Here is a 21,860-nt window from a genome sequence, read left to right as displayed (position 1 = left end):
GCCGATAGCATCGCGCGCGTCCTCAACTCCCCTGACACGGACCCACCAAGGAGACCCCGATCGTGAGCACACCCGTCAACGTGGCCGTCACCGGCGCCGCCGGCCAGATCGGCTACGCGCTCCTGTTCCGCATCGCGAGCGGCCAGATGCTCGGCCCCGACACCCCGGTGCGCCTCAAGCTCCTCGAGATCCCGCAGGCCGTGAAGGCGGCGGAGGGCACCGCGATGGAGCTCGACGACTGCGCCTTCCCGCTCCTCGCCGGCATCGACATCCACGACGACCCGAAGGCGGCCTTCGACGGCGCGAACATCGCGCTCCTCGTCGGCGCCCGCCCGCGCGGGCCGGGCATGGAGCGCGCCGACCTCCTGGAGGCGAACGGCGCGATCTTCAAGCCGCAGGGCGAGGCGCTCAACGCAGGCGCCGCGAGCGACATCAAGGTCCTCGTCGTCGGCAACCCGGCGAACACGAACGCCCTCATCGCCCAGGCCAACGCCCCGGACATCCCGGGCGGGCGCTTCACCGCGATGACGCGGCTCGACCACAACCGCGCGATCGCCCAGCTCGCGCAGAAGACGGGCGCCGCCGTCTCGGACATCACGAACATGACGATCTGGGGCAACCACTCCCCGACGATGTTCCCCGACCTCTACAACGCGAAGGTGAAGGGGCAGAACGCGTTCGAGGCGGTCGGCCAGGACGTCGACTGGTACCGCGACACCTACCAGCCGACCGTCGGCAAGCGCGGCGCGGCGATCATCGACGCGCGCGGCGCCTCCTCGGCGGCGAGCGCGGCGAGCGCCGCCATCGACCACATCCACGACTGGGTGAACGGCACCCCGGACGGCGACTGGGTCTCGATGGCGATCCCGTCCACCGGCGCCTACGGCGTCGACGAGGGCCTCATCTCGTCGTTCCCGGTCACGTGCTCGGGCGGCGAGTACACGGTCGTCGAGGGTCTCGACCTCCCCGAGTTCGCGCAGGAGAAGCTCGACGTCACCGTGAACGAGCTCAAGGGCGAGCGCGACGCGGTGAAGGGCCTCGGCCTCGTCTGAGCCGACCGTCGCAGCGCTGACGTGACGAGGGCCGGGAGCGATCCCGGCCCTCTCTCGTCCCGGTGGCAGCGCGGGCGCCGCGCGGGGATGGCCTCAGGCCGCGTCGACCGCGTGCCAGCCGCGACCTTCCTTGCGGACGAGCCCGTCCTTCTGCAGGCCCGGCAGGACGCGGTAGAGGTAGTTCTGCTTGATCCCCATCGTCTCGGCGATCTCGGGGATGGTGATGCCGGGACGCTGCTTCACGAGCGTGAGCGCCTCCTTGCTGCGGTTGCCCGAGCCCTTCGGCCGGCCGCGGCGGCCGCCGCCACCCGACGAAGCGGCGGCCCGGCCCTTGCCGCCGCCGGCGCGCTTGGCCGGTCGCCGTGAGGTCGAGGAGGACGTCTCGCCGACGCCCTCCAGTGCCTGGAGCGCAGCCTCGAGGCGGTGGTACTCGTCGACGAGCGGTCGCAGCTCCTTGAGACGCGTCGCGATCTCGGAGCGCTTCTCATCGAGAAAATCGGCCATACGGTGAGCCCTTCTGGTCCCCAGGTGCGGAGCCGTGGTGAATACGTGAATGCTGACCGGTGATGGAGTGTAGTCGACTCCGTGCCATTTCGTGTGAGTGAACGAATTTGTGTCACATGACGCGGCTCGCGGATCAGCGCGGCGCGACCCCGGTCGCGATTCCCGGCGTGCCGGCGCTCATCGGTTCTGATCCGCCGCAGACGCCCCGCCGCAGAACGAGCGTTACCCCGACAGGAGGAGACGGACCATGCGCAAGCGCATCACGCTCGCGATCTCGACGACCGCCGCGGCCGGAGGGCTCGCCCTCGCCATGGCAAGCCCCGCCGCCGCCGGCCACTGCGCCGACCTCGGCCAGCCCGGCAACTCGGACTTCGCCGAGCACGTGAAGGCGAACAACGGTCCCGGCCCGCACAACGAGGGCCAGCACCGCGGCTGGAGCACCTGCGAGTCGAACTCGGCGAACTTCGGCCAGTAGACGACGGTCGTCGCACCGGCGGGCCGGGCCGTGGCGGCGGCACCGGCTCGTCGTGCGTCAGGCGGGTGAGCCCGCCCGGGCGGGCCTCCCCTGCCGTCGAGAACTCACATCGGGGCCCTCTCCGACACGGTCTGAGTTCTCGCGCGACGGAGGCGGCGATGGTGCAGCGGCGGCGCCGGCCCGTCGTGCGTCAAGGGAGGACCTGCTTGGCGATCTGCTCGCCGCGGATGCGGCGGGGGAGATAGCCGGTGAACTGGATGGAGAGCTGTCCGCCGAGGCGGGCGGCGGCGGGGAGCGACTCCTTCATCTCCCACTCGCCGTCGTCGATCTTCGCGTGATGGCGGAAGAACGCGACGCTGCCGTCGGGCTGGGTGTAGCCGAGTCGGATGCGCACGACGCCGCGCGCGCGGCTGCTGGTCGTGCCGTCGACGACGAGGTTCCCCGCGCTGTCGATGCGGGTCGTGCCGCGCTCGAGCCTCGCCTTGTTGGACGCCGCACGCAGCCGGACCTCGTCGGGCCGCACGCGGTCGTTGCCGGCGTAGGAGATCTCGAGGATGCCCGTCCGCATGCTGCGCATCGCCTTCGGGAGCCGGCGGTCGACCTTGATGCGGCCGTCGGCGGGGATCTTCTCGGTGAAGCGGTAGGTGCGCCCGTTGGCGCGGAAGGTGGCCTTCAGCTCCCCCGAGGCGCGCTTGGTGATCTCCCACAGCGAATCGAGACGGCCGTCGTCCACCCCGGCGCGGAGCACCTCGAGCTTCGCGGGGAACTTCGGCACGACCGGCACCGGCACCGGGACGGGCACCGCGAAAGGCGCGGGCACCGGCACCACCGCGGGCGCGGGCGCCGGCGGTGGCGGAGCCGGCGCGGGCTGGGCCGGGAGCGCGGGCGCCTCGAGCCGCTGGCCGAAGATCTCGAGCTCGTTGTCGACGAGCCCGCCGGTGTTCGTCTCGCCGGACCACACCGCGAGGAACGTGTTGGCCTGGGGCACGTAGGTGACCGCGGGATCGTTCGCGTCGTAACCGGCGTCGCCCGTGCCGCCCATCTGCGAGACGCGCTGGTCGTCGACGCCGATCTCGGCGCCCGCGGGGTCGAGGAGCTGCGCGTAGACCTCGAGCTCCTCGTCGACGAGTCCGCCGACGTTCGCGTCTCCACGCCACGTGACGAGGTAGGCGCCGGTCGCGGGGTGCGCCGCGACGTCGGGGACGAAGGCATCGAACGTGGTGTTCCCGATGCCGCCCAGGGCCGAGATCCGGCGGTCGTCGGCGCCGGCCTCGGCCGCCGCGCGTGTCACCCGCTGGACGAAGATCTCCCGCTCCCCGGCGGCGAGACCGCCGGTCTCCGGGGCGTCGGCCCAGACGACGAGGTATTCGTCGTTGGCCGGATGGAAGACGATCTCGGGGCCGACGAACACCGAGCCGACGCCCGGCCCCGAGACGCGGACGTCGTCGGCTCCCGTCTCGTTCCCCGCCGACGACACGCGCTGGACGAACACGGCGAAGTCCTCGTCGCCGAGCCCGCCGTCGTTCGTGTCGCCGCGCCACGCGACGAGGTACTCGCCGTCGACGGTGTTGTAGGCGACGGCCGGGCTGTAGGCGTCGAAGGCGGAGCTCCCGTCCCCGCCCATCTGCGAGATGCGCTGGTCGTCGGGCCCGATCTCGGCCCCGGCCGCCGTGACCCGCTGGGCGAAGATCTCGTTCTCCCCGTCCGCGAGCCCGCCGGTCGCCGGCTCGCCGTGCCACACGACGAGGTACTCGTTCTGCGCCGGGTCGTGCGCGACGTCCGGCAGGTTGACGGTGTCGCTGGTGTCGCCATCGTTCCCCGCCTGCGAGATCCGGAAGTCGTCGGGGCCGACCTCGAGGCCGGCGGCGCTCACGCGCTGGCCGAAGACCTCCCGCTCGTCCGTCCCGAAGTCGCGGCCCACCCACACGACGAAATACTCGTCGTCCACGCTGTTGTAGGTGACCGCGGCCGCGAACGCGCCGTACGCCGCGGACCCCAGCCCGCTCATCGTCGAGAGCCGGCGCGCGGGGCCGACGAGCGTGCCGTCCGGCCCGACGAGCTGACCGAAGATCTCGCGCTCGCCGTCGACCTGCCCGCCGATCTGCGGGTCGTGCTGCCAGACGACGAGCGACTCGCCCGTGAGCGTGTTCGTCGCGACCGCCGGCACCTCGGCGTCCGCGGCGGTGTTGCCGTCGGTCGTGAGCGGCTGCGAGATGCGCAGCTCCGGGCCGACGGGCGCGGGCGGGACGGCCGCGGCGCTCGCCGGCACGACGAGAAGCGCGATGCACGGGGCGAGCAGTCGGCGGATGGACATGGCGGCTCCTTGCCGGCGTGTGGCCGGTCGTGCGCGGACCCGCGACGAACGTAGCACCGCGCGGGAGGGACCACAAACCGGCGCGCGTCACCGGCGGGGCCGCCGCCTCAGCCCCCGTTGCGGAAGCGCGCGGCGAGCGCCCGCAGCGATGCCTCGGCCTCCTTCTCCGGCACGCCGCCGACGAGCGCCTTGCTCGCGACGGCGCCGAGCGGGCCGAACGGCGCCTTGAACTCGTTGCGGTAGTCGAACCGGGTCCGCGAGCCGCCGTCGAGGGGCGTGAAGCGGTACTCGGTCTCCGCGTGCGAGCGCGCCGGACCCTTGCCGTGCCACTCGGCGCGGCGGTTCTCGTCGCAGCGCGCGAGCGTCCACTTCACCTTGAACGGCGCGCCGCGGATCGCGAGCGTCTGCTCCATCGTCGCGCCCTCCCGAGGCGGGACGGCGTCGTGCCGGTGGAGGCACCTGTGGATCGTCACCCACTCCTGGAGCAGGTCGGGATCCATGACGACGCGCCACACCTCTTCGGGCGGCGCGTCGATCTCGATGCTCGTCGTCACCTCGCTCATGGAGGGAGATCCTTCCCGATCCCGCTCCCGCGCTACCGCGCGGCGAGCGCCTCGACGCGCTCCCACTCGCGCAGCGCGTGCTCGACGGCGGCGTCGAAGCGGTGGAGGCGCACCTCGGGGAAGACCTCGCGCGCATGGTCGTCGCGCGGCAGGAGCGTGCTCTCGAGGCTCTCCATGAGCGGCTCGATGAGGCCGACGTCCTCGCCCGCGATCTTCGCCGCGACCTTGCTCGCGATCGGCGTCACCGAGAGCGGGAAGCGGATCGCGGGGCGCTGCACGAGCATGAGGTCGCGGATCCGCTCGATCATCTCCCCGTAGCTGAGGACGTCCGGGCCGGCGACGTCGAGGGACAGCGAGCCGTCGACGGCGCGCGACGTCCCCGCCGCGAGGAGGTAGGCGACGATGTCGCGCTCGTCGACCGGCTGCGTGAGGTTGCCGTGCCAGCCGGGGAGCGGGAGCAGCGGCGTGCGCTCGACGAGCCGGACGAGGAAGCGGAACGAGCGGCTGCCGCGGCCGACGACGAGGCTCGCGCGGAACGCGACGGCCTCGGGCGCGGCGTCGAGGAGGATCTCCTCGACCGCGACCCGGCTCGCGAGATGCCGCGAGGCCTGCTTGTCCTGCGGCACGAGCCCGCCGAGGTAGACGACGCGGCGAACCCCCGCACGACGCGCCGCCTCCGCGAAGCGCTCGGCGGAGCGGCGCTCACGCACGTGGAAGTCGCCGGACGGGCCCTCCATCGAGTGGATGAGGTAGTAGGCGACGTCGACGCCGTCGAGCGCCTCGTCGAGGCCCGCGCCCGTCTCGGCGTCACCCTGCACGACGGGCACGTCGTGCCGCACCTTCGACGGCGTCCGGGCGAACGCGCGCACGCCGAGACCCCGGTCGAGGATGCGGGGGACGAGCACGTCGCCGAGGTATCCGGAGGCGCCGGTGACGAGGACGGTCATGTGCGCAGGAGGGTACGGCGCGCCCCGCCTCTACGATCGCCGGCCATGGATCTCCTCCGCCGCCACGAGGCCGCCGCCCGCGACCGCCTCCCGGCGGCGACGTACGACTACTACGCCGGGGGCGCCGGCGACGAGCGGACGCTCGCGGAGAACGTCGAGGCGTGGCAGCGCGTGTGGCTCGTCCCGCGGGCGCTCGTCGACGTGAGCGCCGTCGACCCGTCCGTCGAGCTGCTCGGCGCCCGGCTCGCCGCGCCGGTCGTCCTCGCGCCGGTCGCCGCGCAGCGACTCCTCCACCGCGACGGCGAGGTCGCGAGCGCCCGCGCCGCGGCCGCGGCCGGATCGGCCTTCTGCCTCTCGACGCGGGCGACCGCCGATCTCGGCGAGGTCGCCGCGGCCGCGCCCGGCGCCGCGCGCTGGTTCCAGCTCTACGTCGAGCGCGACCGCGCGCACACCGAGAGGGTCCTGCGGCGCCTCCCCGACCACGGCTACGGTCAGGTCGTCGTCACCGTCGACGTCGCCGTCCCCGGGCGGCGGGAGCGCGAGCTGGCCCACGGCCCCGTGCCCCTGCCGCAGGGCGTCGCCGTCACGAGCCACCTCGGGGACGGCGGCTCGGCGGCCCAGGAGCTCGCGGCGAAGCCGATGGCCGGCGGATGGGACGCCTCGCTGCGCTGGGAGGACCTCGAGTGGGTCGCGCGGACGAGCGGGCTCGGCGTCGTCGTGAAGGGCGTCCTCTCGGCCCACGACGCCGAGCGCGCGATCGCCTGCGGAGCGAGCGCGATCGTCGTGTCCAACCACGGGGGGCGGCAGCTCGACGGAGCCGTCCCGACCGCCGTCGCCCTCCGCGAGGTCGCCTCGGCGGTCGCCGGCCGCGTCCCCGTCCTCGTCGACGGCGGCGTGCGCAGCGGGGCGGACGTCGTCCGCGCGCTCGCGCTCGGCGCCGACGCCGTCCTCGTGGGGCGCCCGTACGCGTGGGGCCTCGCCGCCGGGGGGCCGTCGGGCGACGGGGGCGAGGAGGGCGTCCGTGAGGTCCTCGACGCGCTCCACGAGGACACGGCGCGCGCGCTCGCGCTCGTCGGCGCCGCCCGGCCGCACGAGGTCGGGGCCGATCACGTGCGGCTCCGCGGCTGGGACTGATCCGTCGCGCTCGACCTCGCCGGACCTTCGTCCAGCGTGCGCCGCTTTCCGCGCAGCGTGCGGGAAATCGCGTGACGAAGAGGGGAGGAATGTGCTTCCTGGGCGCCTCGTGAGGGGACCCCGGAGGAAAAGGTCGGCATTTGCGGAGTCCTGCGGACGGGAACCCTGCTCTGTGCGGGAAACACCCGATGCGGGGCGTTGCGCGCCGTCGAGTCGCTGTGGTTCGATGCTGCCCTCTCGAGCACCCCCGCACTCCCCGGTGCGGCTGCTCACATGGACGAGGACGGGCGCCGCGTCGCGGCGTCCGCCCACCTGCGCGACACCCCCGGAGGGCGATTCACCACATGGCGAAGGGCCGCACGACGAAGAGGAAGCCGTCCTGCGAGGACTGCTACTTCCGCTGCAACCTCCTCTGCTCGCTCGAGACCGACGAGCCGTGCGTCACCTTCCGCCCCGACTCTCCCGAGGGGCTCCGCCCGCCGCGGCAGATGCGCTTCCACTTCCGCCAGGACCGGCGGACGCAGGCCGCCTGGGCCTTCCCGAGCGCCCAGGAGCAGGCGACCCTGCACGCCTGACCTCGCGCGCCACGGCGCACGCGCGCCACCCGCCTCCCGATATGTTGCGACCGTCACGACGGGAGGAGTGGTGCGGTGAGAGTCACGGTGCTCGGCAAGTCGCCGTCCTGGCAGGACGCGGGCGGAGCGTGCAGCGGATACCTCGTCCAGGAGGACGACACCTCCGTCCTGCTCGACTGCGGCAACGGCGTCTTCTCGAAGCTGCGGCGGCACGTCGACTACGTCGATCTCGACGCCGTCGTCGTGAGCCATCTCCACGCCGACCACATCCTCGACCTCGTCCCCTACAGCTACGCGCTCACCTACGCGCCGCGTCAGCAGCCGGTCCCGGTGCACGTCTGGCCGGGCACGGACGCACCCGCCCGTCCCCACCTCTACGCGCCGCACGGAGCGCGCGACGTCTTCCGCCAGGTCGTCGGCGCATGGGGGAACGAGGACCTCGTGGAGAACGCGTTCGAGCTCGTCGAGTACGAGCCCGACCACGTCCTCGACATCGGGCCGCTGCGCATCCGGTTCCACCCCGTGCCGCACTTCCTTCCGACGTGCGCGATCGAGGTGACCGTCCCCGAGGGCGGGGGCGGGCGGCTCACCTACGGCGCCGACTGCGCGCCGAACGACGAGATCGTCGACTTCGCCGACGGCACGGACCTCCTCATCATCGAGGCGACGCTCCCGCGGCCGGAGCGCGGCGGCGTGCGGGGGCACCTCACGCCCGGCGAGGCGGCCGAGCACGGCGCCCGGGCGGGCGCCGGGCGGGTCGTGCTCACGCACATCTCCGACGAGCTCGACCCCGAGTGGGCCCGTGCAGAGGCGGCGAAGTGCTTCCACGGCCCGGTCGAGGTCGCGCGCGAGGACGCGGTCTACACGCTCTGAACGACGCCGGCCCCGGCCGTCCCGGGAGGCGAGCGCGGCGCGGCGTTACATTGCGTCCATGCGACCAGAGCGGGACCTCTTCGCGAACTTCGAGCGGATGCGACGCGAGATGGACGAGCTCTTCGGCGACGTCCTCGGCGGCGTCCCGGCGGGACTCGCGTCTCGCCGCCGGGGCGGCTTCTCGCCGGCCGTGGACGTCTTCTACGAGACGCCCCAGGGCGAGAGCGGCGACGAGCCGCCGCGCGCCGTCGTGCAGGCCGAGCTCGCCGGCATCGACATCGACGAGATCGGCCTCGAGATCCAGGGCCGCGAGCTCGTGCTCACCGGGCATCGCCGCCCCGTCGACGCCGAGGGCCGGGTCTACCAGCAGCTCGAGATCGACTTCGGGCCGTTCCGGCGGGTGATCCCGCTCGGCGCCGACGTCGTCGCCGAGGAGGCCCGGGCGACCTACCGGGACGGGATCCTCCGCGTCGAGCTGCCGCTCGTGCGCCCAGCTCGGCGCACGGTGCGGATCGACGCGGAGCCGGAGCAGGAGACGGTGCGCGAGCGGAAGGAGCTGCGGTGATCGAGATCGAGGGCAGCGCGGACAGTCAGATGGTGGACGTGGGGGTCCGCGACGTGCCGGACTCCCTGCCGGTCCTCCCGCTCCGCGAGACCGTCCCGCTCCCCGACACCCTCACGCCGCTCGCGATCGGCCAGGAGCGGTCGGTCCAGCTCGTCAACGACGTCCTCGCCGGCAACCGGATGCTCGTGATGGTGACGAGCAAGGACGCGGAGAACGAGGTCCCGGGACCCGACGTCCTCTACGACGTCGGCGTCGTCGGCTCGATCGCCCGCATGCTCAAGGTGCCCGACGGGACGCTGCGCATCCTCGTCCAGGGTCAGCAGCGCGTCCGCATCGAGGAGTGGCAGCGCGAGACGCCCTACCTCGTCGCGCGGATCAGCGAGCTGCCGGACGTCGTCGAGGACACGCCCGAGATCACGGCGCTCATGCGCAACGTGCAGGAGACGTTCAACATGATCGTCGAGCAGGTCCCCTACCTCCCGGAGGAGCTGCAGATCGCGGTCGCGAACACCGACGATCCCGGCGCCCTCACCCACCTCATCGCGGGCTCCCTGCGGATCAAGCCGGAGGAGAAGCAGCAGCTCCTCGAGGAGATCCACGTCGGCAAGCGGCTGCGGATGCTCGTCGAGATCCTCGCGCGCGAGCTCGAGGTCATCTCGATCGGGTCGCAGATCCAGTCGCAGGTCCAGTCGGAGATCGACAAGGGGCAGCGCGAGTTCGTCCTGCGGCAGCAGCTCGAGGCGATCCGCAAGGAGCTCGGGGAGTTCGACGAGTCGGCCGCGGAGGCGGGTGAGCTGCGGGAGCAGCTCGACGCGATCGAGCTGCCCGAGGAGGTCCGCCGGCAGGCCGACCGGGAGCTGAAGCGCCTCGAGTCCCTCCCGCCGCAGGCCGCCGAGCACGGCGTCATCCGCACCTACCTCGAGTGGATCGTCGCCCTGCCGTGGGACAAGGCGACGGAGGACGACCTCGACCTCGCGCATGCCCGCGGGGTCCTCGACGAGGACCACTACGACATCGAGCGGGTGAAGGAGCGGATCCTCGAGTTCCTCGCGGTCCGCCGCCTCAATCCCGAGGCGAAGGGCTCGATCCTCTGCCTCGTCGGCCCTCCGGGCGTCGGCAAGACCTCGCTCGGGCGCTCGATCGCCCGCGCCCTCGGCCGGAAGTTCGAGCGCATCAGCGCCGGCGGCGTCCGCGACGAGTCGGAGATCCGCGGCCATCGTCGTACCTACATCGGTGCGATGCCGGGGACGATCATCCGCGCGCTCCGCGACGCCGAGTCGAACAACCCCCTGTTCATGATCGACGAGATCGACAAGATGGGGTCCGACTTCCGCGGCGACCCGGCGAGCGCGATGCTCGAGGTCCTCGATCCCGAGCAGAACTCGACCTTCCGCGACCACTACCTCGACGTGCCGTTCGACCTCTCGTCGGTGATGTTCATCACGACGGCGAACACGCTCGAGACGATCCCGCCGCCGCTCCTCGACCGCATGGAGGTCATCCAGCTCGCCGGCTACACCGAAGACGAGAAGCTCCAGATCGCGCGGCGCTACCTCGTCCCCCGGCAGATCGAGCGCCACGGCCTCAAGAAGTCGTGGATCTCGATCAGCGACGCCGCGCTCAAGGCGGTCATCAGCGACTACACCCGCGAGGCGGGCGTCCGCAACCTCGAGCGCGAGATCGGCTCGATCTGCCGCAAGGTCGCCCGCGGCGTCGCGGAGACGGAGTCCTCGAACGGGCGCGTGAAGAAGGTGAGCGTCGGCGAGAAGAAGGCGCGCGAGCTCCTCGGGCGTCAGCGCTACTTCCGCGAGGCGAAGCGGCGGACCCGCGTCCCCGGCGTCGCGACGGGGCTCGCCTGGACGGCGGTCGGCGGCGACGTCCTCTTCGTCGAGGCGACGGCGATGCCGACGGCGACGCCGGGGCGGCCGAAGCTCACGATCACCGGCCAGCTCGGCGAGGTCATGCAGGAGAGCGCCCAGGCCGCGCTCAGCCACGTCCGGGGACGGGTCGCCGAGCTCGCGCCGGAGGCGGACGAGGACTGGTTCGCGCATCACGACATCCACCTCCACGTGCCGGCGGGAGCGATCCCGAAGGACGGCCCGAGCGCGGGCATCACGATGGCGACCGCGCTGGCGTCCCTGCTCACGGGGCGACCGGTGCGCGACGACGTCGCGATGACCGGCGAGATCACGCTCACGGGTCAGGTGCTGCCGATCGGCGGTCTCAAGGAGAAGGCGCTCGCCGCGCAGCGCCACGGCGTGAAGACCGTCATCGCGCCGTCGCGCAACGCCGTCGACGCGGAGGAGATCCCGGAGCACCTGCGCGCGCAGCTCGAGCTCCGGTTCGTCGACTCTCTCGACGAGGTGCTCGAGATCGCGCTCGCGAAGCGGCGCGCGTCGAAGCCGCCGCGCGCGTCGGGGGTCGCCGCGTCACCGTCGCGCTGACACTCCTCGTGTGAGGCGACTGGGCGCGGGGTATGCTCGCGCAAGCTCTGCAAACGAGGACCTGTCGAGGAGTCATGGGCGTCAAGAAGAAGGCCGCCGGCGGACTGGCGGCGACGAAGGCGGCGAAGACCGCGAAGGACGCTCCGTCGAGCGTCGCGGATGCTGTCGAGGCCGTGAAGGACAACCCGTACGTGCAGCGGGTGCAGACCGACGACGAGCTGCGCGACAACGTGCGCGTCGCCTTCGAGTCGGCTCGCGACGCCTACGAGCGCGTGAGCAAGGCGAAGAAGGGCAAGGTCGCCAAGACGATCACCAACGACAAGCAGTTCCACCAGTCGCTGCAGGACGCCGCGACGGCGCTGCGCGACGTCGGCGGGGCGCTCAAGGAGCCGCCCGCCGTCCAGAAGGGCAAGGCGAAGAAGTCGAAGGCCGCGGCGAAGCGCAAGAAGAGCGGCGGAGGGCTCGGGCGCAAGCTCTTCGTCCTCGTGCTCGCGGCCGGGCTCGCGCTCGCCGTCTCCGAGGACCTCCGCAACAAGGTCCTCGACGCGCTCTTCGGCGCCGAGGAGGAGTTCGACTACTCCTCGTCGACCGCGCCGTCGTCCCCCGCCCCGTCCTCCTCGGCCGCGTAGCCGCCCGCGACGACGAGACCGTTCCGGAGGGCGCCGATCGGCGCCCTCCGTCGTCTCGGCGCCGTCCCATCGCGGCCGGTGACTACGATGGACGCGCGATGGCCGTATCCGCGACCCCGAGGCCGATCGACGGCGAGAAGGCGACCCGCATCGTCGACGCCATGCGCGCGAGCGTGGCGCGCCGAGGCGTCGCCGGCTCGACGTTCGACCACGTCGCCTCCGAGGCGGGCGTCTCCCGGGGGCTCCTGCACTACTACTTCGGGACGAAGGAGCGGCTGCTCGCCGAGGTCGTGCGCCGCGACTGCGAGCTGCGCATGGCGCTCCTGCGGACGCAGCTCGAGGGCGCCGACAGCGCCGACGCGTTCGTCGGCCTGCTCCGCGACTCGCTCACCTCGATGTTCGAGGAGGACCCCGACTTCGTCACGGTCATCTTCGAGCTGTTCACGATCTCGCGGCACAACGAGGAGATCGCCTCCGAGTTCCGCGAGGTCCTCCGCCGGACGCGCGCGCACGTCACCGAGGTGCTCGATCGCAAGAGCGAGGAGGCCGTCGTCACGCTCCACGCGCCCCCCGAGGCGATCGCGGACATCATCTTCGCCGTCGGCGACGGCCTCGCCCTGCGGATGCTCAGCGAGCCGGAGCGCGACTTCGGCGCGAGCCTCTCCGCCGGCGTCGTCGCGATCCGGTCCCTCCTCTCCGATGGCCGATGACTGAGGGCCCCGTCGTCCCGCCCGCCCGCAACGTCCTCGGCGGCGTGCTCGAGCCGTGCGGCACGGATCCGCTCACCGGCTTCCACCGGGACGGCAGCTGTCGCACCGGCCCGGAGGACGTCGGCAGCCACACGATCTGCGCGGTCGTCACCGAGGAGTTCCTCGCCCACCAGCGCGCGATCGGCAACGACCTCTCGACGCCGCGCCCCGAGTTCCGCTTCCCCGGCCTCGTGCCGGGCGACCGCTGGTGCGTCACCGCCGTCAACTGGCGCCGCGCCTACGAGGACGGCGCCGCCGCCTACGTCGTCCTCGCCTCGACGCACGAGAGGGCGCTCGACATCGTCCCGCTCGACGCCCTCCGCGAGCTCGCGGTCGACGTGCCGAGCGACCCCGGCGCCCTCGAGAGCTGACGGCCGTCACGCCTCCTCGGCGAGCCGGCGCTCCACCGAGGCGACCTTGTCGGCGAGCGTCTGCTCGCGGTCCCGGCGCTCGTCGAGCTTGAGGACGGTGTAGACGCGGGGGATCCCCATCTCGAACGGGATCGCGTGCAGCTCCCCGACGACGGCGAGGATGTCGGCGGTGTCGCCCTCGAGCGACGTCCCCATCGCGTGCATGACGGAGGCGACGCGGTCCTGGCCGGCGAGGTGGCGCTGGATCGCGGCGATGTATGCGCTCGCGCTGGGGTCGGAGCGGCCGAGGGCGAGGATCGTGAGGTCGGCGGTGGCCATGGAGTGACCGTAGTGCGGCGCGCAGTGTGCGGCGAATCACACTGCGTCGCGGGGCGGGGAGAGAAGCTTCCGCGTGCCTGGCTGGCTGGCCAGCCAAGTACCCGCCCACACCTGGAGGACCGCCATGCAGGGCTTCATGCTGCGTCTCGACGCCGGCATCCGCCGACGTCGCCGTCTCGTCATCGCCGTCTGGGCCCTCGTGCTCCTCGCCGCGCTGCCGTTCGCGGCGAAGCAGGGCGACCACCTCACGGGTGGCGGCTTCGGCGTCCCGGGGTCGGACTCGCAGCAGGTCGAGCGGGCGATCGAGCGCGACTTCCCCGACGCGGGCCGCACCGCGCTCGGCGTCGTCCTCGTGCCGGGGCCGGACGCGACGGCGCAGGCCGTCCGTGACGTGCTCGCCCGCGCCGCCGAGGCCGCGGAGGCGACCGCCGACGTCGAGCTGCCGGCGACGGCGCGCGACACCGCGCTGGCGCGGATCGCCGCGGCCCCCGACCGGCCGCTCGTCGTGCCGCTCGCCGCCGACGTCGACGACCTCGAGGCCGCCGACGTCGCGAGCGACCTGCGGGAGGAGCTGGGGCTCGCCGAGGGCGCCGACGGGCCGGTCGGCGTCCACCTCGTCGGCCAGGGCGCCCTGTGGGCCGGTCTGCAGGACCTCTCGAAGGAGAGCCTCGAGAAGGCCGAGGTGACCGGCTTCCCGGTCGTGCTCCTCATCCTCCTGCTCGTCTTCGGCTCGCTCGCGGCGGCCTCGCTGCCGTTCGCGCTCGGGGTCGTCTCGGTGCTCATCACGGGCGCGCTCATCTACGCGCTCTCCCTCGCGATGGAGATGAGCGTCTTCGTGACGAACATGGCGTCGATGATCGGCATCGGCGTCGCGGTCGACTACTCGCTCTTCGTCCTCGCCCGCTACCGCGAGGAGGTCGAGCGGGGCCGCCATCCCGACGAGGCGCGCGCGGTCGCGCTGGCGACCTCCGGCGTCGCCGTCCTCTTCAGCGGCGTGACGGTCATCGTCTCGCTCGCCGGGCTCTTCATGATCGAGGCGAACGCGCTGCGGTCGATGGCGCTCGGCGCGATCCTCGTCGTCGCGATGTCGATGCTCGCCGCCGCGACGCTGCTCCCGGCGCTCATCGGCGTCCTCGGCCGCCGGGCGCACGCCCGCGGCCGCGTCTTCTCCCTCCTCCACCTCGTGCGGCGCTCCTGGGCGCCACGGCGACGCGGGTCGACCCGGCCCGGGGCGCCGGTCCCGCCGTCCTTCTGGGAGCGCTGGACCGCCGCCGTGACGCGCCGCCCCGTCGTCGCGCTCGCCGGGACGACCGGGCTCCTCCTCGTGCTCGCGATCCCGGCGCTCTCGCTCGAGACGCAGAACGGCGCGCTGCGCCAGTTCCCCGACGGCCACGAGACGCGGGTCGGCTTCGAGATCGCGGCCGGCCTCGCCGGCCCGGGAGCGGGGGCCCCGGTGAAGGTGCTCGCGCAGTTCCCCGGCGGTCGTGCGGACACCGGCCCCAACGCGGCGCTCGTCCGGGATCTCCGAGCGGCGCTCGCCTCCGATCCGCTCGTCGCCGAGGTCGCCCCGGCCCGGACCTCGGCCGACGGCCGCAGCGCGCTCGTCGTCGCGACGCCGCGCACCGACGGCGAGTCGCCGGCGGCGAAGGATCTCGTCGAGCGGCTGCGCGCGCAGCTGCCCGCGCTCGCGCCGGCCGACGCCGCGGACGTCGCGGTCGGGGGCACGACGGCGGCGCAGGTCGACTTCCGCGACCTCCTCTCGGGGTCGATGTGGAAGATCGTCCTCTTCGTCCTCGGGCTGAGCTACCTCGTCCTGCTCGTGCTCCTGCGCTCGGTGCTCCTGCCGGTGAAGGCGGTCCTCGCGAACCTCCTCAGCGTCGGCGCGGCCTACGGGGTCCTCGTCGCGGTCTTCCAGTGGGGCTGGTTCGACGGGTTCCTCGGCTTCCAGAGCCCGGGCTACCTCGACCCGATCATGCCGCCGCTCGTCCTCGCGGTCGTCTTCGGCCTCTCGATGGACTACGAGGTCTTCCTGCTCAGCCGGATCCGCGAGCGGGTCCAGGCGACCGGCGACATCCGGCGCGGCGTCGCCGAGGGCATCGCGGCGAGCGCCAGGACGATCACGAGCGCGGCGCTCATCATGGTCGCCGTCTTCGCGGTGTTCGTCTCGGCCGGCGTGCCGTCGATCAAGCAGCTGGGGCTCGGCAACGCCGTCGCGATCGCCGTCGACGCGACGCTCGTGCGACTCATCGTCGTCCCGGCCGCGATGGAGCTGATGGGCCGCTGGGCCTGGTGGCTGCCGGGCCCGCTCGACCGCCTGCTCCCGCACATCGCCATGGAGGAGGCGGCCCCCTCCCCAGGCGTGAGTGTCGATCTGCCGACGCTCGACGACGCCGGATCGACACTCACCGGACGGGAAGAGCCTCGAGACGCTGCGCCGCCGCCTCCCACGCCGAGTGGCGTGGGACGATGACGTCGACGTGGCCGCCCTCGTCGGGCATGAGCAGCTCGACGTCGGCGCCCGCCTCGGCCGCCCGCTGCGCGTAGGCCTCGCTGCGGCGCACCGGGATCGTCTCGTCGCCCCGCGGGTGCACGATCGTCACGGGGACGCCGAGCGGGACGCGGCGGATCGGGTCGACCTGCGCGAACCGATCGGGCGCGTCCTCGGCCGACCCGCCGAGGAGGAGCTTCGCCGTCGTCCCGGCACGGACCATGTCCGTGACCGGAGCGAGAGCGAGGACGTGGCCGATGCGGACGACCGGGTCGGCACCCGGCGCGTCGTCGGGGAGCGACTCCCGCCCGCCCGCCCACAGCGCGAGCTGGCCGCCCGCCGAGTGGCCGACGGCGACCACCCGGTCGAGGTCGAGACGCGGGTCGTCGAGCGCCGCGAGGTGGTCGACCGCGTCCGCGACGTCGGTGAAGGTCTGCGGCCAGCCGCCGCGCCCACGACGCCCGATCCGCCCGTACTCGATGTTCCAGGCCGCCCAGCCGCGCCGCGCGAGATCCGCGGCGAGCGGCCGGGTGGTGAGGCGGCCGTAGGTCGTGCGCCAGTAGCCGCCGTGGAGGACGACCGCGACGGGGTGCGGACCTCCGCTCTCCGGCACGTGGAGGTCCGCGACGCCGTCGCGGTGCGGGGCGTAGCGGTGCCGGGGCGGCCTCGTGAACGCGCTCGCCGCGACGGCGAGCGAGAACGGCGGCACCCGCGTCAGCCCGCGAGCTTCGGGGTCGTCCAGTCGGCGGCGAGGCGCGCGGCGAGGACCTGCGGCAGCTCGTCGATCGCGACGCGATCCTGCTCGAGCGAGTCGCGGTCGCGCACGGTGACGGTGCGGTCCTCGAGCGACTGGTGGTCGACGGTGACGCACCAGGGCGTGCCGATCTCGTCCTGCCGGCGGTAGCGCTTGCCGATCGAGCCGCCCTCGTCGTACTCGGTCTGCATGCGGCCGCGCAGGGCCGTGAAGATCTCGCGGGCGAGCTCCGGCTGGCCGTCCTTCTTCACGAGCGGGCAGACGGCGACCTTCACCGGGGAGAGGCGGGGGTGGAGCTTGAGGACCGTCCGGCTCTCGCCCTCGACCTCCTCCTCGTCGTAGGCGTCGACCATGAAGGCGAGGGTCGCGCGGTCGGCGCCGGCCGCCGGCTCGATGACGTGGGGGACGTAGCGGTCCTTCGTCTGCGGGTCGAAGTACTCGAGCTTCTCGCCCGAGTGCTCCGCGTGCGCGCCGAGGTCGAAGTCCCCGCGGTTCGCGATGCCTTCGAGCTCGGACCAGCCGATGGGGAAGAGGTACTCGACGTCCGCCGTCCCCGAGGAGTAGTGGGAGAGCTCGTCGGGGTCGTGCTCGCGCATGCGCAGGTGGTCGGGCCGGATGCCGAGCCCCGTGTACCAGTCGTGGCGCAGGCGCTTCCACTCGTCGTACCAGCGCGGCGCCTCTGCCGGCGGCACGAAGAACTCCATCTCCATCTGCTCGAACTCGCGCGTGCGGAAGATGAAGTTGCGCGGGGTGATCTCGTTGCGGAACGACTTGCCGACCTGCGCGATGCCGAACGGCGGCTTCTTGCGGGCGAACTGCAGGACGTTCTTGAAGTTGATGAAGATGCCCTGCGCGGTCTCGGGGCGCAGGTAGGCGACGGAGCCGGAGTCCTTCACCGGGCCGACCGTCGTCTCGAACATGAGGTTGAAGTCGCGCTCCTCGGTGAACTCGTGGCGGCGGTCCTCCGTCTTCGGCAGGCTCGCCTTCGCCGGGCACATCTCCTCGCGGTCGACGTGGTCGGCGCGGAAGCGCTGCTTGCAGACCTTGCAGTCGATGAGCGGGTCGCTGAAGCCGGCGAGATGCCCGCTCGCCTCCCACACCCTCGGGTGCTGGAGGATCGCCGAGTCGAGCGCGACGATGTCCTCGCGCTCCTGGAGCATCGAGCGCCACCACTCGTTCTTCACGTTCGTCTTGAGGAGGACGCCGTAGTGGCCGTAGTCGTAGGTCGAGCCGACGCCGCCGTAGATCTCCGACGAGGGGAAGATGAAGCCGCGGCGCTTGCAGAGCGCGACGATCTTGTCCATGGTCACGACGTCCTCGGCGGGCATCGGCGCAGCGTAGCGACGGGCCCCCGCGGCTCGCGGTGCCGCTCGCTCAGGCCGCCTCTGCGTCGGCGGGACTCTCGATCGTGAGCATCCGCGCGAGCGGGTCGCCGGAGCCGTCGCGGTGGTCGACGGCGCAGAGGCCGTCGCGCACCATGCGGCGCCCGAGCTGGAGCGTGTCCTCGATCTCGTCCTCGGAGAGCCGCAGCGTGTCGGTGCGCAGGCCGAGCGCGACGACGCCGTTCCAGGCGCCCCAGAGGAAGCGGCCCATGAGGTAGGCGTCGACGTGCGGCGCGATCTCGCCGACCTCGACGCCGCGGGCGATCGTCGCGCGGAACCCGTCGAGGACCGCCGTGATGCGGCGGTTGACGTCCTCGTGGAGCTCGGGGTCGACGATCGGCATGCGGGTCTCGACGCCGTCGAAGGCGAGGAAGCGGAACGCGCCCGGGTGCTCGAGGTGGAACCGGAGGTAGGCGTCGCCGCAGGCGACCACCTGCTCGAGCGGGCTGTCCGAGGTCGCGTAGGCGGCCTCGAGATAGGCGGCGAAGAGGTCGAGGGCGCGGTCGACGAGCGCGAGGTAGAGCCCGTCCTTGTTGCCGAAGTGCCCGTAGATCGAGCCGACCGCGACGTCGGCGGCCTCGGCGACGTCCTCCATGCGCGTCTCGCGATAGCCGCGCTCGCTGAACGCGGCCTCGGCCGCGTCGAGGATCGCTCGCCGCGTGCGGGCGCGTCGACGCTCGCCCCTCGTCAGGCTCGGCGCGTCGGCCGCCTCTGAAGGTCGGTTCATCTCTGAACGACTCTACAACCCCGGCGCGACGCCCACGAGAGGACGGCCCGTCGACCTCTGTTTGGCACTCTCGGGTGGAGAGTGCCAGAGCGACCTGCCATAATCTCCGTCGAGATGCCGATCTACGAGTACCGCAGGCCGGATGGATCGACGTTCGAGATCCTGCAGAAGTTCAGCGACGACCCGCTGACCGAGGACCCGGAGACCGGCGTCCCGGTCGAGCGCGTCCTGCACGCTCCGGCCATCCACTTCAAGGGCAAGGGCTTCCACAACACCGACTACGGGACCCGCCGCCGCAACCGCGAGCTCGAGAAGAGCGCCGACAAGGGCGCCGACGAGCACTCCGCGAAGATGGAGTCCAAGCGGGAGGAGAAGTCGAAGTCCGAGTCGGGCTCCTCGACGTCCGGCTCCGGCGACAAGAAGCCGGCGAAGAAGGACGCGAAGAAGGCGGCCTGAGGGCCGCCGTCACGCGTCTGCGGCCCGGCCTCCGCGCTCAGCCCGCGAGGAAGCGCTCGACGGCGCGCGCACGCGCCTCCTCGCTCACGACGAGTCCCGCGCCGCCGTCCGGCAGCGTCTCGCCGCCCGACGGCTTGAGGACGCGCGTCGGCGGCGATCCCGCCGTCACGATCGCCGACGCGAACCCCATGAGCGTCGGTCCGCTCATGTCGGTCACGAGGGCGCTCGGCGCCTTCCACGCGATCCAGGGCAGCCGGACGAAGCCGGCCGGCGAGAGGACGCGCGACTTCATCGCCGCGAGGATCTTCTGCTGGCGCGAGGCGCGCGTGAGGTCGCTCTCGTCCGGGTTGCACTCGTTCTTCCGCGTCCGCGCGAGGGCGAGGGCCTGGCGGCCGTCGATCGTCTGCTTGCCGCCCGGCAGCCGCAGCGTGTAGCCGCCGTTCTTGAAGCCGCCGTTGATCCGGCTCACGACGCAGCCGCCGCGGTAGACGACGCCGCCCATCGCGTCGATGAGCCCGGGGAAGTTCTCGAAGCTCACCTCGACGACGTGGTGGACGTCGATCCCGAGGTAGGCCTCGACCGTCTCGATCATGAGCTCCGAGCCGCCGGCGGCGAACGCCGCGTTGATCTTCGACCGCCCGACGCCCGGGATGTCGACGATCGTGTCGCGCGGGATCGAGAGCCGCGACGCCTTCCCTCCCCCGAACCGCATGAGGACGATCGAGTCGGCGCGCGAGGGCCCGGACGTCGAGCCGCCCGGCTCGAGCGTCTCCTCGCTGCGCCGGTCCGAGCCGAGGACGAGGACGTTCGTCGCGGCGAACGGCGGAAGGCCGCCCCCGCCGAGCAGCCGGTTGGCGCCCGCGTCGATCCCGCCGCCGTTGACGGTCGCGCTCGCGAGGAAGAGGACGCCCGAGAGAAGCACCCAGCCGAGCAGCGCGGCGACGAGCCACGCCGCGACGCGGAGCTTCGGGATGCGCCCGCCCCGGCGGCGCAGACGCGGGCGGCGGGGGCCGCCGCCGAGGTCGCCCCGAGGTCGCCGCGTGCCGGAGGCGTCGCGGTCGAGCCGGTCGAGGAAGCGGGGGCGGCTGCGGTAGACGGGATAGGACGGGCGGTCGCCCGGGGGATCGGCCATGCGTCGGATATGGTCGCTCAGATGCCCGCCGGCCGCCTCGTCGTGTGCCCGACCCCGATCGGGAACCTCGAGGACGTGACCCTCCGCGTCCTCTCGGTCCTGCGCGACGCGGACGTCGTCGCCTGCGAGGACACCCGCCGCACGAGGGTGCTCCTCGACCGCTACGGCGTCTCGGCCGACCTCGTGAGCTACCACGAGCACAACGAGCGCGAGCGCGCCGCCGCGCTCGTCGACCGGATGCGCGAGGGCGCCGTCGTGGCGCTGGTGAGCGACGCCGGGATGCCGCTCGTCTCCGACCCCGGGTACGTGCTCGTCGAGTCCTGCGTCGCGGCGGGCCTCGGCGTCGAGGTGCTCCCCGGGCCGAGCGCCGCGATCGCGGCGCTCGTCGCGAGCGCCCTCCCGTCGGACACGTGGCGCTTCGCGGGCTTCCTCCCGCGCAAGCGCGGCGAGCTCGAGCGGCTCCTCTCCCTCCCCGAGACGCTCGTCGCCTTCGAGTCGCCCAAGCGCGTCGGCGCCTCGCTCGCGGTCCTCGCCGAGCTCGACCCCGGCCGGCCGGTCGCGGTCTGCCGCGAGCTGACGAAGATCCACGAGGAGGTCGTGCGCGGAACCGCGGCGGACCTCGCGGCGCGGTACGCGGACGAGGCCGTCCGCGGCGAGGTCGTCGTCGTCGTCGGCGGCGCTCCCGAGGCCGAGGGCGACGTCGAGGCCGCCGCCGCCGCCGTCGCGGAGCTCGTCGAGGCCGGTGCGAAGGCGCGCCCGGCGGCCGCCGTCGTCGCGCGCCTCACCGGCACGAGCGCCAACGCGCTCTACGAGCGCCACCTCGGCAAGGACTGACCGGGGCGACCGCCGGGGACGGCGCCGCCCCCGGCCCGCGGGGGGAGAACCCGGTGCCGCGCGCCCTCGTGGTGGTCGTGACCCGCACCGTCGTCCCCACGTTCGCGCTCCTGGCCCTCCTCGCGCCGTCGCCGTCTCCGGCCGCCGACTGGCGGCTGCCGGTCGAGGGCCCCGTCCTCGCGCCCTTCCGCTTCGACCCCGCCGTCCCGTTCGCCGCCGGCCAGCGCCGGGGCGTCGACCTCCGCGCCCGTCGCGGCGGGACCGTGCGCGCCGCCTGCGCGGGTCACGTCGCCTTCGCCGGCGTCGTCCCACGAGGGGACCGAGCGGTCACGGTCCGCTGCCGGCGCGGGCCCTGGATCGCGACGCACGTCGGCCTCGGGACGACCGCCGTGCGCGCGGGGGACCGGGTCCGCCGCCTCGCGCTCCTCGGCACGGCCTCCGCCGCGGGCGTCGTGCGTCTCGGCGCGCGCCGAGACGGCGACCGCCACGGGTACGTCGACCCGCTTGCCCTCCTCGGCGACCCCGCCGGCGGCCTCCCCGCGCTCGGACCGGTCGGTCGCCGCGCGCCGCGCGG

Annotated in this window: 23 protein-coding genes; 14 read left to right on the top strand and 9 right to left on the bottom strand. The window is 73.2% G+C overall.

The genetic code is table 11. The annotated features are described in order from the left end of the window. Window positions 1-59: 59 nt before the first annotated feature. On the top strand, window positions 60-1,052 hold the full coding sequence (locus ACME2J_RS13220) for a malate dehydrogenase (RefSeq protein ID WP_495545416.1): 993 nt from the start codon (window positions 60-62) through the stop codon (window positions 1,050-1,052). A gap of 93 nt (window positions 1,053-1,145) precedes the next feature. On the opposite strand, the gene ACME2J_RS13215 is transcribed toward ACME2J_RS13220, so the two are convergent. Next, window positions 1,146-1,556 carry a hypothetical protein gene (locus ACME2J_RS13215; protein ID WP_495545392.1) on the bottom strand — a complete coding sequence of 137 codons (411 nt, stop codon included), beginning with the start codon at window positions 1,554-1,556 and terminating at the stop codon, window positions 1,146-1,148. Between the two features lie 247 nt (window positions 1,557-1,803). Here ACME2J_RS13215 and ACME2J_RS13210 point away from each other — a divergent pair, with 247 nt between their 5' ends. Then, window positions 1,804-2,031, top strand: coding sequence for a hypothetical protein (locus tag ACME2J_RS13210; protein WP_495545391.1), 228 nt, complete (start codon window positions 1,804-1,806; stop codon window positions 2,029-2,031). Between the two features lie 190 nt (window positions 2,032-2,221). Here ACME2J_RS13210 and ACME2J_RS13205 read toward each other — a convergent pair whose 3' ends face one another. From ACME2J_RS13205 to ACME2J_RS13195, 3 genes are all read right to left on the bottom strand, one after another. After that, window positions 2,222-4,345, bottom strand: a complete 2,124-nt coding sequence (locus ACME2J_RS13205; RefSeq protein WP_495545390.1) for a hypothetical protein — start codon at window positions 4,343-4,345, stop codon at window positions 2,222-2,224. A 107-nt stretch (window positions 4,346-4,452) separates the two neighbouring features. Next, on the bottom strand, window positions 4,453-4,908 hold the full coding sequence (locus ACME2J_RS13200; protein WP_495545389.1) for an SRPBCC family protein: 456 nt from the start codon (window positions 4,906-4,908) through the stop codon (window positions 4,453-4,455). 32 nt (window positions 4,909-4,940) lie between these two features. Continuing rightward, on the bottom strand, window positions 4,941-5,855 hold the full coding sequence (locus ACME2J_RS13195) for an NAD(P)H-binding protein (protein ID WP_495545388.1): 915 nt from the start codon (window positions 5,853-5,855) through the stop codon (window positions 4,941-4,943). Between the two features lie 45 nt (window positions 5,856-5,900). Between ACME2J_RS13195 and ACME2J_RS13190 the strand changes: the two genes are divergently transcribed. From ACME2J_RS13190 to ACME2J_RS13155, 8 genes are all read left to right on the top strand, one after another. Next, the gene (locus tag ACME2J_RS13190) at window positions 5,901-6,989 is read left to right on the top strand and encodes an alpha-hydroxy acid oxidase (protein ID WP_495545387.1); all 1,089 of its coding nucleotides are present in this window, start codon (window positions 5,901-5,903) and stop codon (window positions 6,987-6,989) included. A 344-nt stretch (window positions 6,990-7,333) separates the two neighbouring features. Then, entirely contained in the window at window positions 7,334-7,564 is a 231-nt protein-coding gene (locus ACME2J_RS13185) for a hypothetical protein (protein WP_495545386.1), read from the top strand. A gap of 75 nt (window positions 7,565-7,639) precedes the next feature. Next, on the top strand, window positions 7,640-8,437 hold the full coding sequence (locus ACME2J_RS13180; RefSeq protein WP_495545385.1) for an MBL fold metallo-hydrolase: 798 nt from the start codon (window positions 7,640-7,642) through the stop codon (window positions 8,435-8,437). Window positions 8,438-8,495: 58 nt separating this feature from the next. Further along, the gene (locus ACME2J_RS13175) at window positions 8,496-9,002 is read left to right on the top strand and encodes an Hsp20/alpha crystallin family protein (protein WP_495545384.1); all 507 of its coding nucleotides are present in this window, start codon (window positions 8,496-8,498) and stop codon (window positions 9,000-9,002) included. Next, a complete protein-coding gene (lon, locus tag ACME2J_RS13170; RefSeq protein WP_495545383.1) occupies window positions 8,999-11,446 on the top strand; it encodes an endopeptidase La in 2,448 nt (815 codons plus the stop codon). The genes ACME2J_RS13175 and lon overlap by 4 nt, the downstream gene beginning before the upstream one ends. A gap of 74 nt (window positions 11,447-11,520) precedes the next feature. Beyond that, complete coding sequence (locus ACME2J_RS13165) at window positions 11,521-12,075, top strand: hypothetical protein (RefSeq protein WP_495545382.1); 555 nt, start codon at window positions 11,521-11,523, stop codon at window positions 12,073-12,075. A gap of 98 nt (window positions 12,076-12,173) precedes the next feature. After that, complete coding sequence (locus ACME2J_RS13160; RefSeq protein WP_495545381.1) at window positions 12,174-12,785, top strand: TetR/AcrR family transcriptional regulator; 612 nt, start codon at window positions 12,174-12,176, stop codon at window positions 12,783-12,785. Then, on the top strand, window positions 12,782-13,195 hold the full coding sequence (locus ACME2J_RS13155) for a DUF2237 family protein (protein WP_495545380.1): 414 nt from the start codon (window positions 12,782-12,784) through the stop codon (window positions 13,193-13,195). Before ACME2J_RS13160 ends, ACME2J_RS13155 begins: the two co-directional genes overlap by 4 nt. A gap of 6 nt (window positions 13,196-13,201) precedes the next feature. On the opposite strand, the gene ACME2J_RS13150 is transcribed toward ACME2J_RS13155, so the two are convergent. Next, a complete protein-coding gene (locus tag ACME2J_RS13150) occupies window positions 13,202-13,513 on the bottom strand; it encodes an MTH1187 family thiamine-binding protein (protein WP_495545379.1) in 312 nt (103 codons plus the stop codon). 73 nt (window positions 13,514-13,586) lie between these two features. On the opposite strand from ACME2J_RS13150, the gene ACME2J_RS13145 reads away from it, so the two are divergent. After that, window positions 13,587-15,983, top strand: coding sequence for an MMPL family transporter (locus ACME2J_RS13145; RefSeq protein WP_495545378.1), 2,397 nt, complete (start codon window positions 13,587-13,589; stop codon window positions 15,981-15,983). On the opposite strand, the gene ACME2J_RS13140 is transcribed toward ACME2J_RS13145, so the two are convergent. From ACME2J_RS13140 to ACME2J_RS13130, 3 genes are read right to left on the bottom strand one after another with little or no spacing between them, the layout of a single operon-like run. Further along, window positions 15,916-16,710 (bottom strand): alpha/beta hydrolase family protein, encoded by a 795-nt coding sequence (locus tag ACME2J_RS13140; RefSeq protein WP_495545377.1) that lies wholly within the window; start codon window positions 16,708-16,710, stop codon window positions 15,916-15,918. The genes ACME2J_RS13145 and ACME2J_RS13140 overlap by 68 nt on opposite strands. A 5-nt stretch (window positions 16,711-16,715) precedes the next feature. Further along, the gene (locus tag ACME2J_RS13135; protein WP_495545376.1) at window positions 16,716-18,083 is read right to left on the bottom strand and encodes a glycine--tRNA ligase; all 1,368 of its coding nucleotides are present in this window, start codon (window positions 18,081-18,083) and stop codon (window positions 16,716-16,718) included. Between the two features lie 46 nt (window positions 18,084-18,129). Beyond that, entirely contained in the window at window positions 18,130-18,864 is a 735-nt protein-coding gene (locus tag ACME2J_RS13130) for a TetR/AcrR family transcriptional regulator (protein WP_495545375.1), read from the bottom strand. 114 nt (window positions 18,865-18,978) lie between these two features. On the opposite strand from ACME2J_RS13130, the gene ACME2J_RS13125 reads away from it, so the two are divergent. Next, the gene (locus tag ACME2J_RS13125; protein ID WP_495545374.1) at window positions 18,979-19,320 is read left to right on the top strand and encodes an FmdB family zinc ribbon protein; all 342 of its coding nucleotides are present in this window, start codon (window positions 18,979-18,981) and stop codon (window positions 19,318-19,320) included. A 37-nt stretch (window positions 19,321-19,357) separates the two neighbouring features. Here the strand turns inward: ACME2J_RS13125 and ACME2J_RS13120 are convergent, their stop codons facing one another. Then, a complete protein-coding gene (locus ACME2J_RS13120; RefSeq protein WP_495545373.1) occupies window positions 19,358-20,452 on the bottom strand; it encodes an LCP family protein in 1,095 nt (364 codons plus the stop codon). A 21-nt stretch (window positions 20,453-20,473) separates the two neighbouring features. Between ACME2J_RS13120 and rsmI the strand changes: the two genes are divergently transcribed. Together rsmI and ACME2J_RS13110 are read left to right on the top strand one after the other, a co-directional pair. After that, on the top strand, window positions 20,474-21,286 hold the full coding sequence (gene rsmI, locus ACME2J_RS13115; protein WP_495545372.1) for a 16S rRNA (cytidine(1402)-2'-O)-methyltransferase: 813 nt from the start codon (window positions 20,474-20,476) through the stop codon (window positions 21,284-21,286). A 77-nt stretch (window positions 21,287-21,363) separates the two neighbouring features. After that, on the top strand, window positions 21,364-21,860 hold a 497-nt coding region (locus ACME2J_RS13110), incomplete at its 3' end, for a peptidoglycan DD-metalloendopeptidase family protein (RefSeq protein WP_495545371.1).

The organism is Paraconexibacter sp. (assembly GCF_059438195.1).
This window is presented reverse-complemented; position numbering and strand designations above follow the sequence as displayed.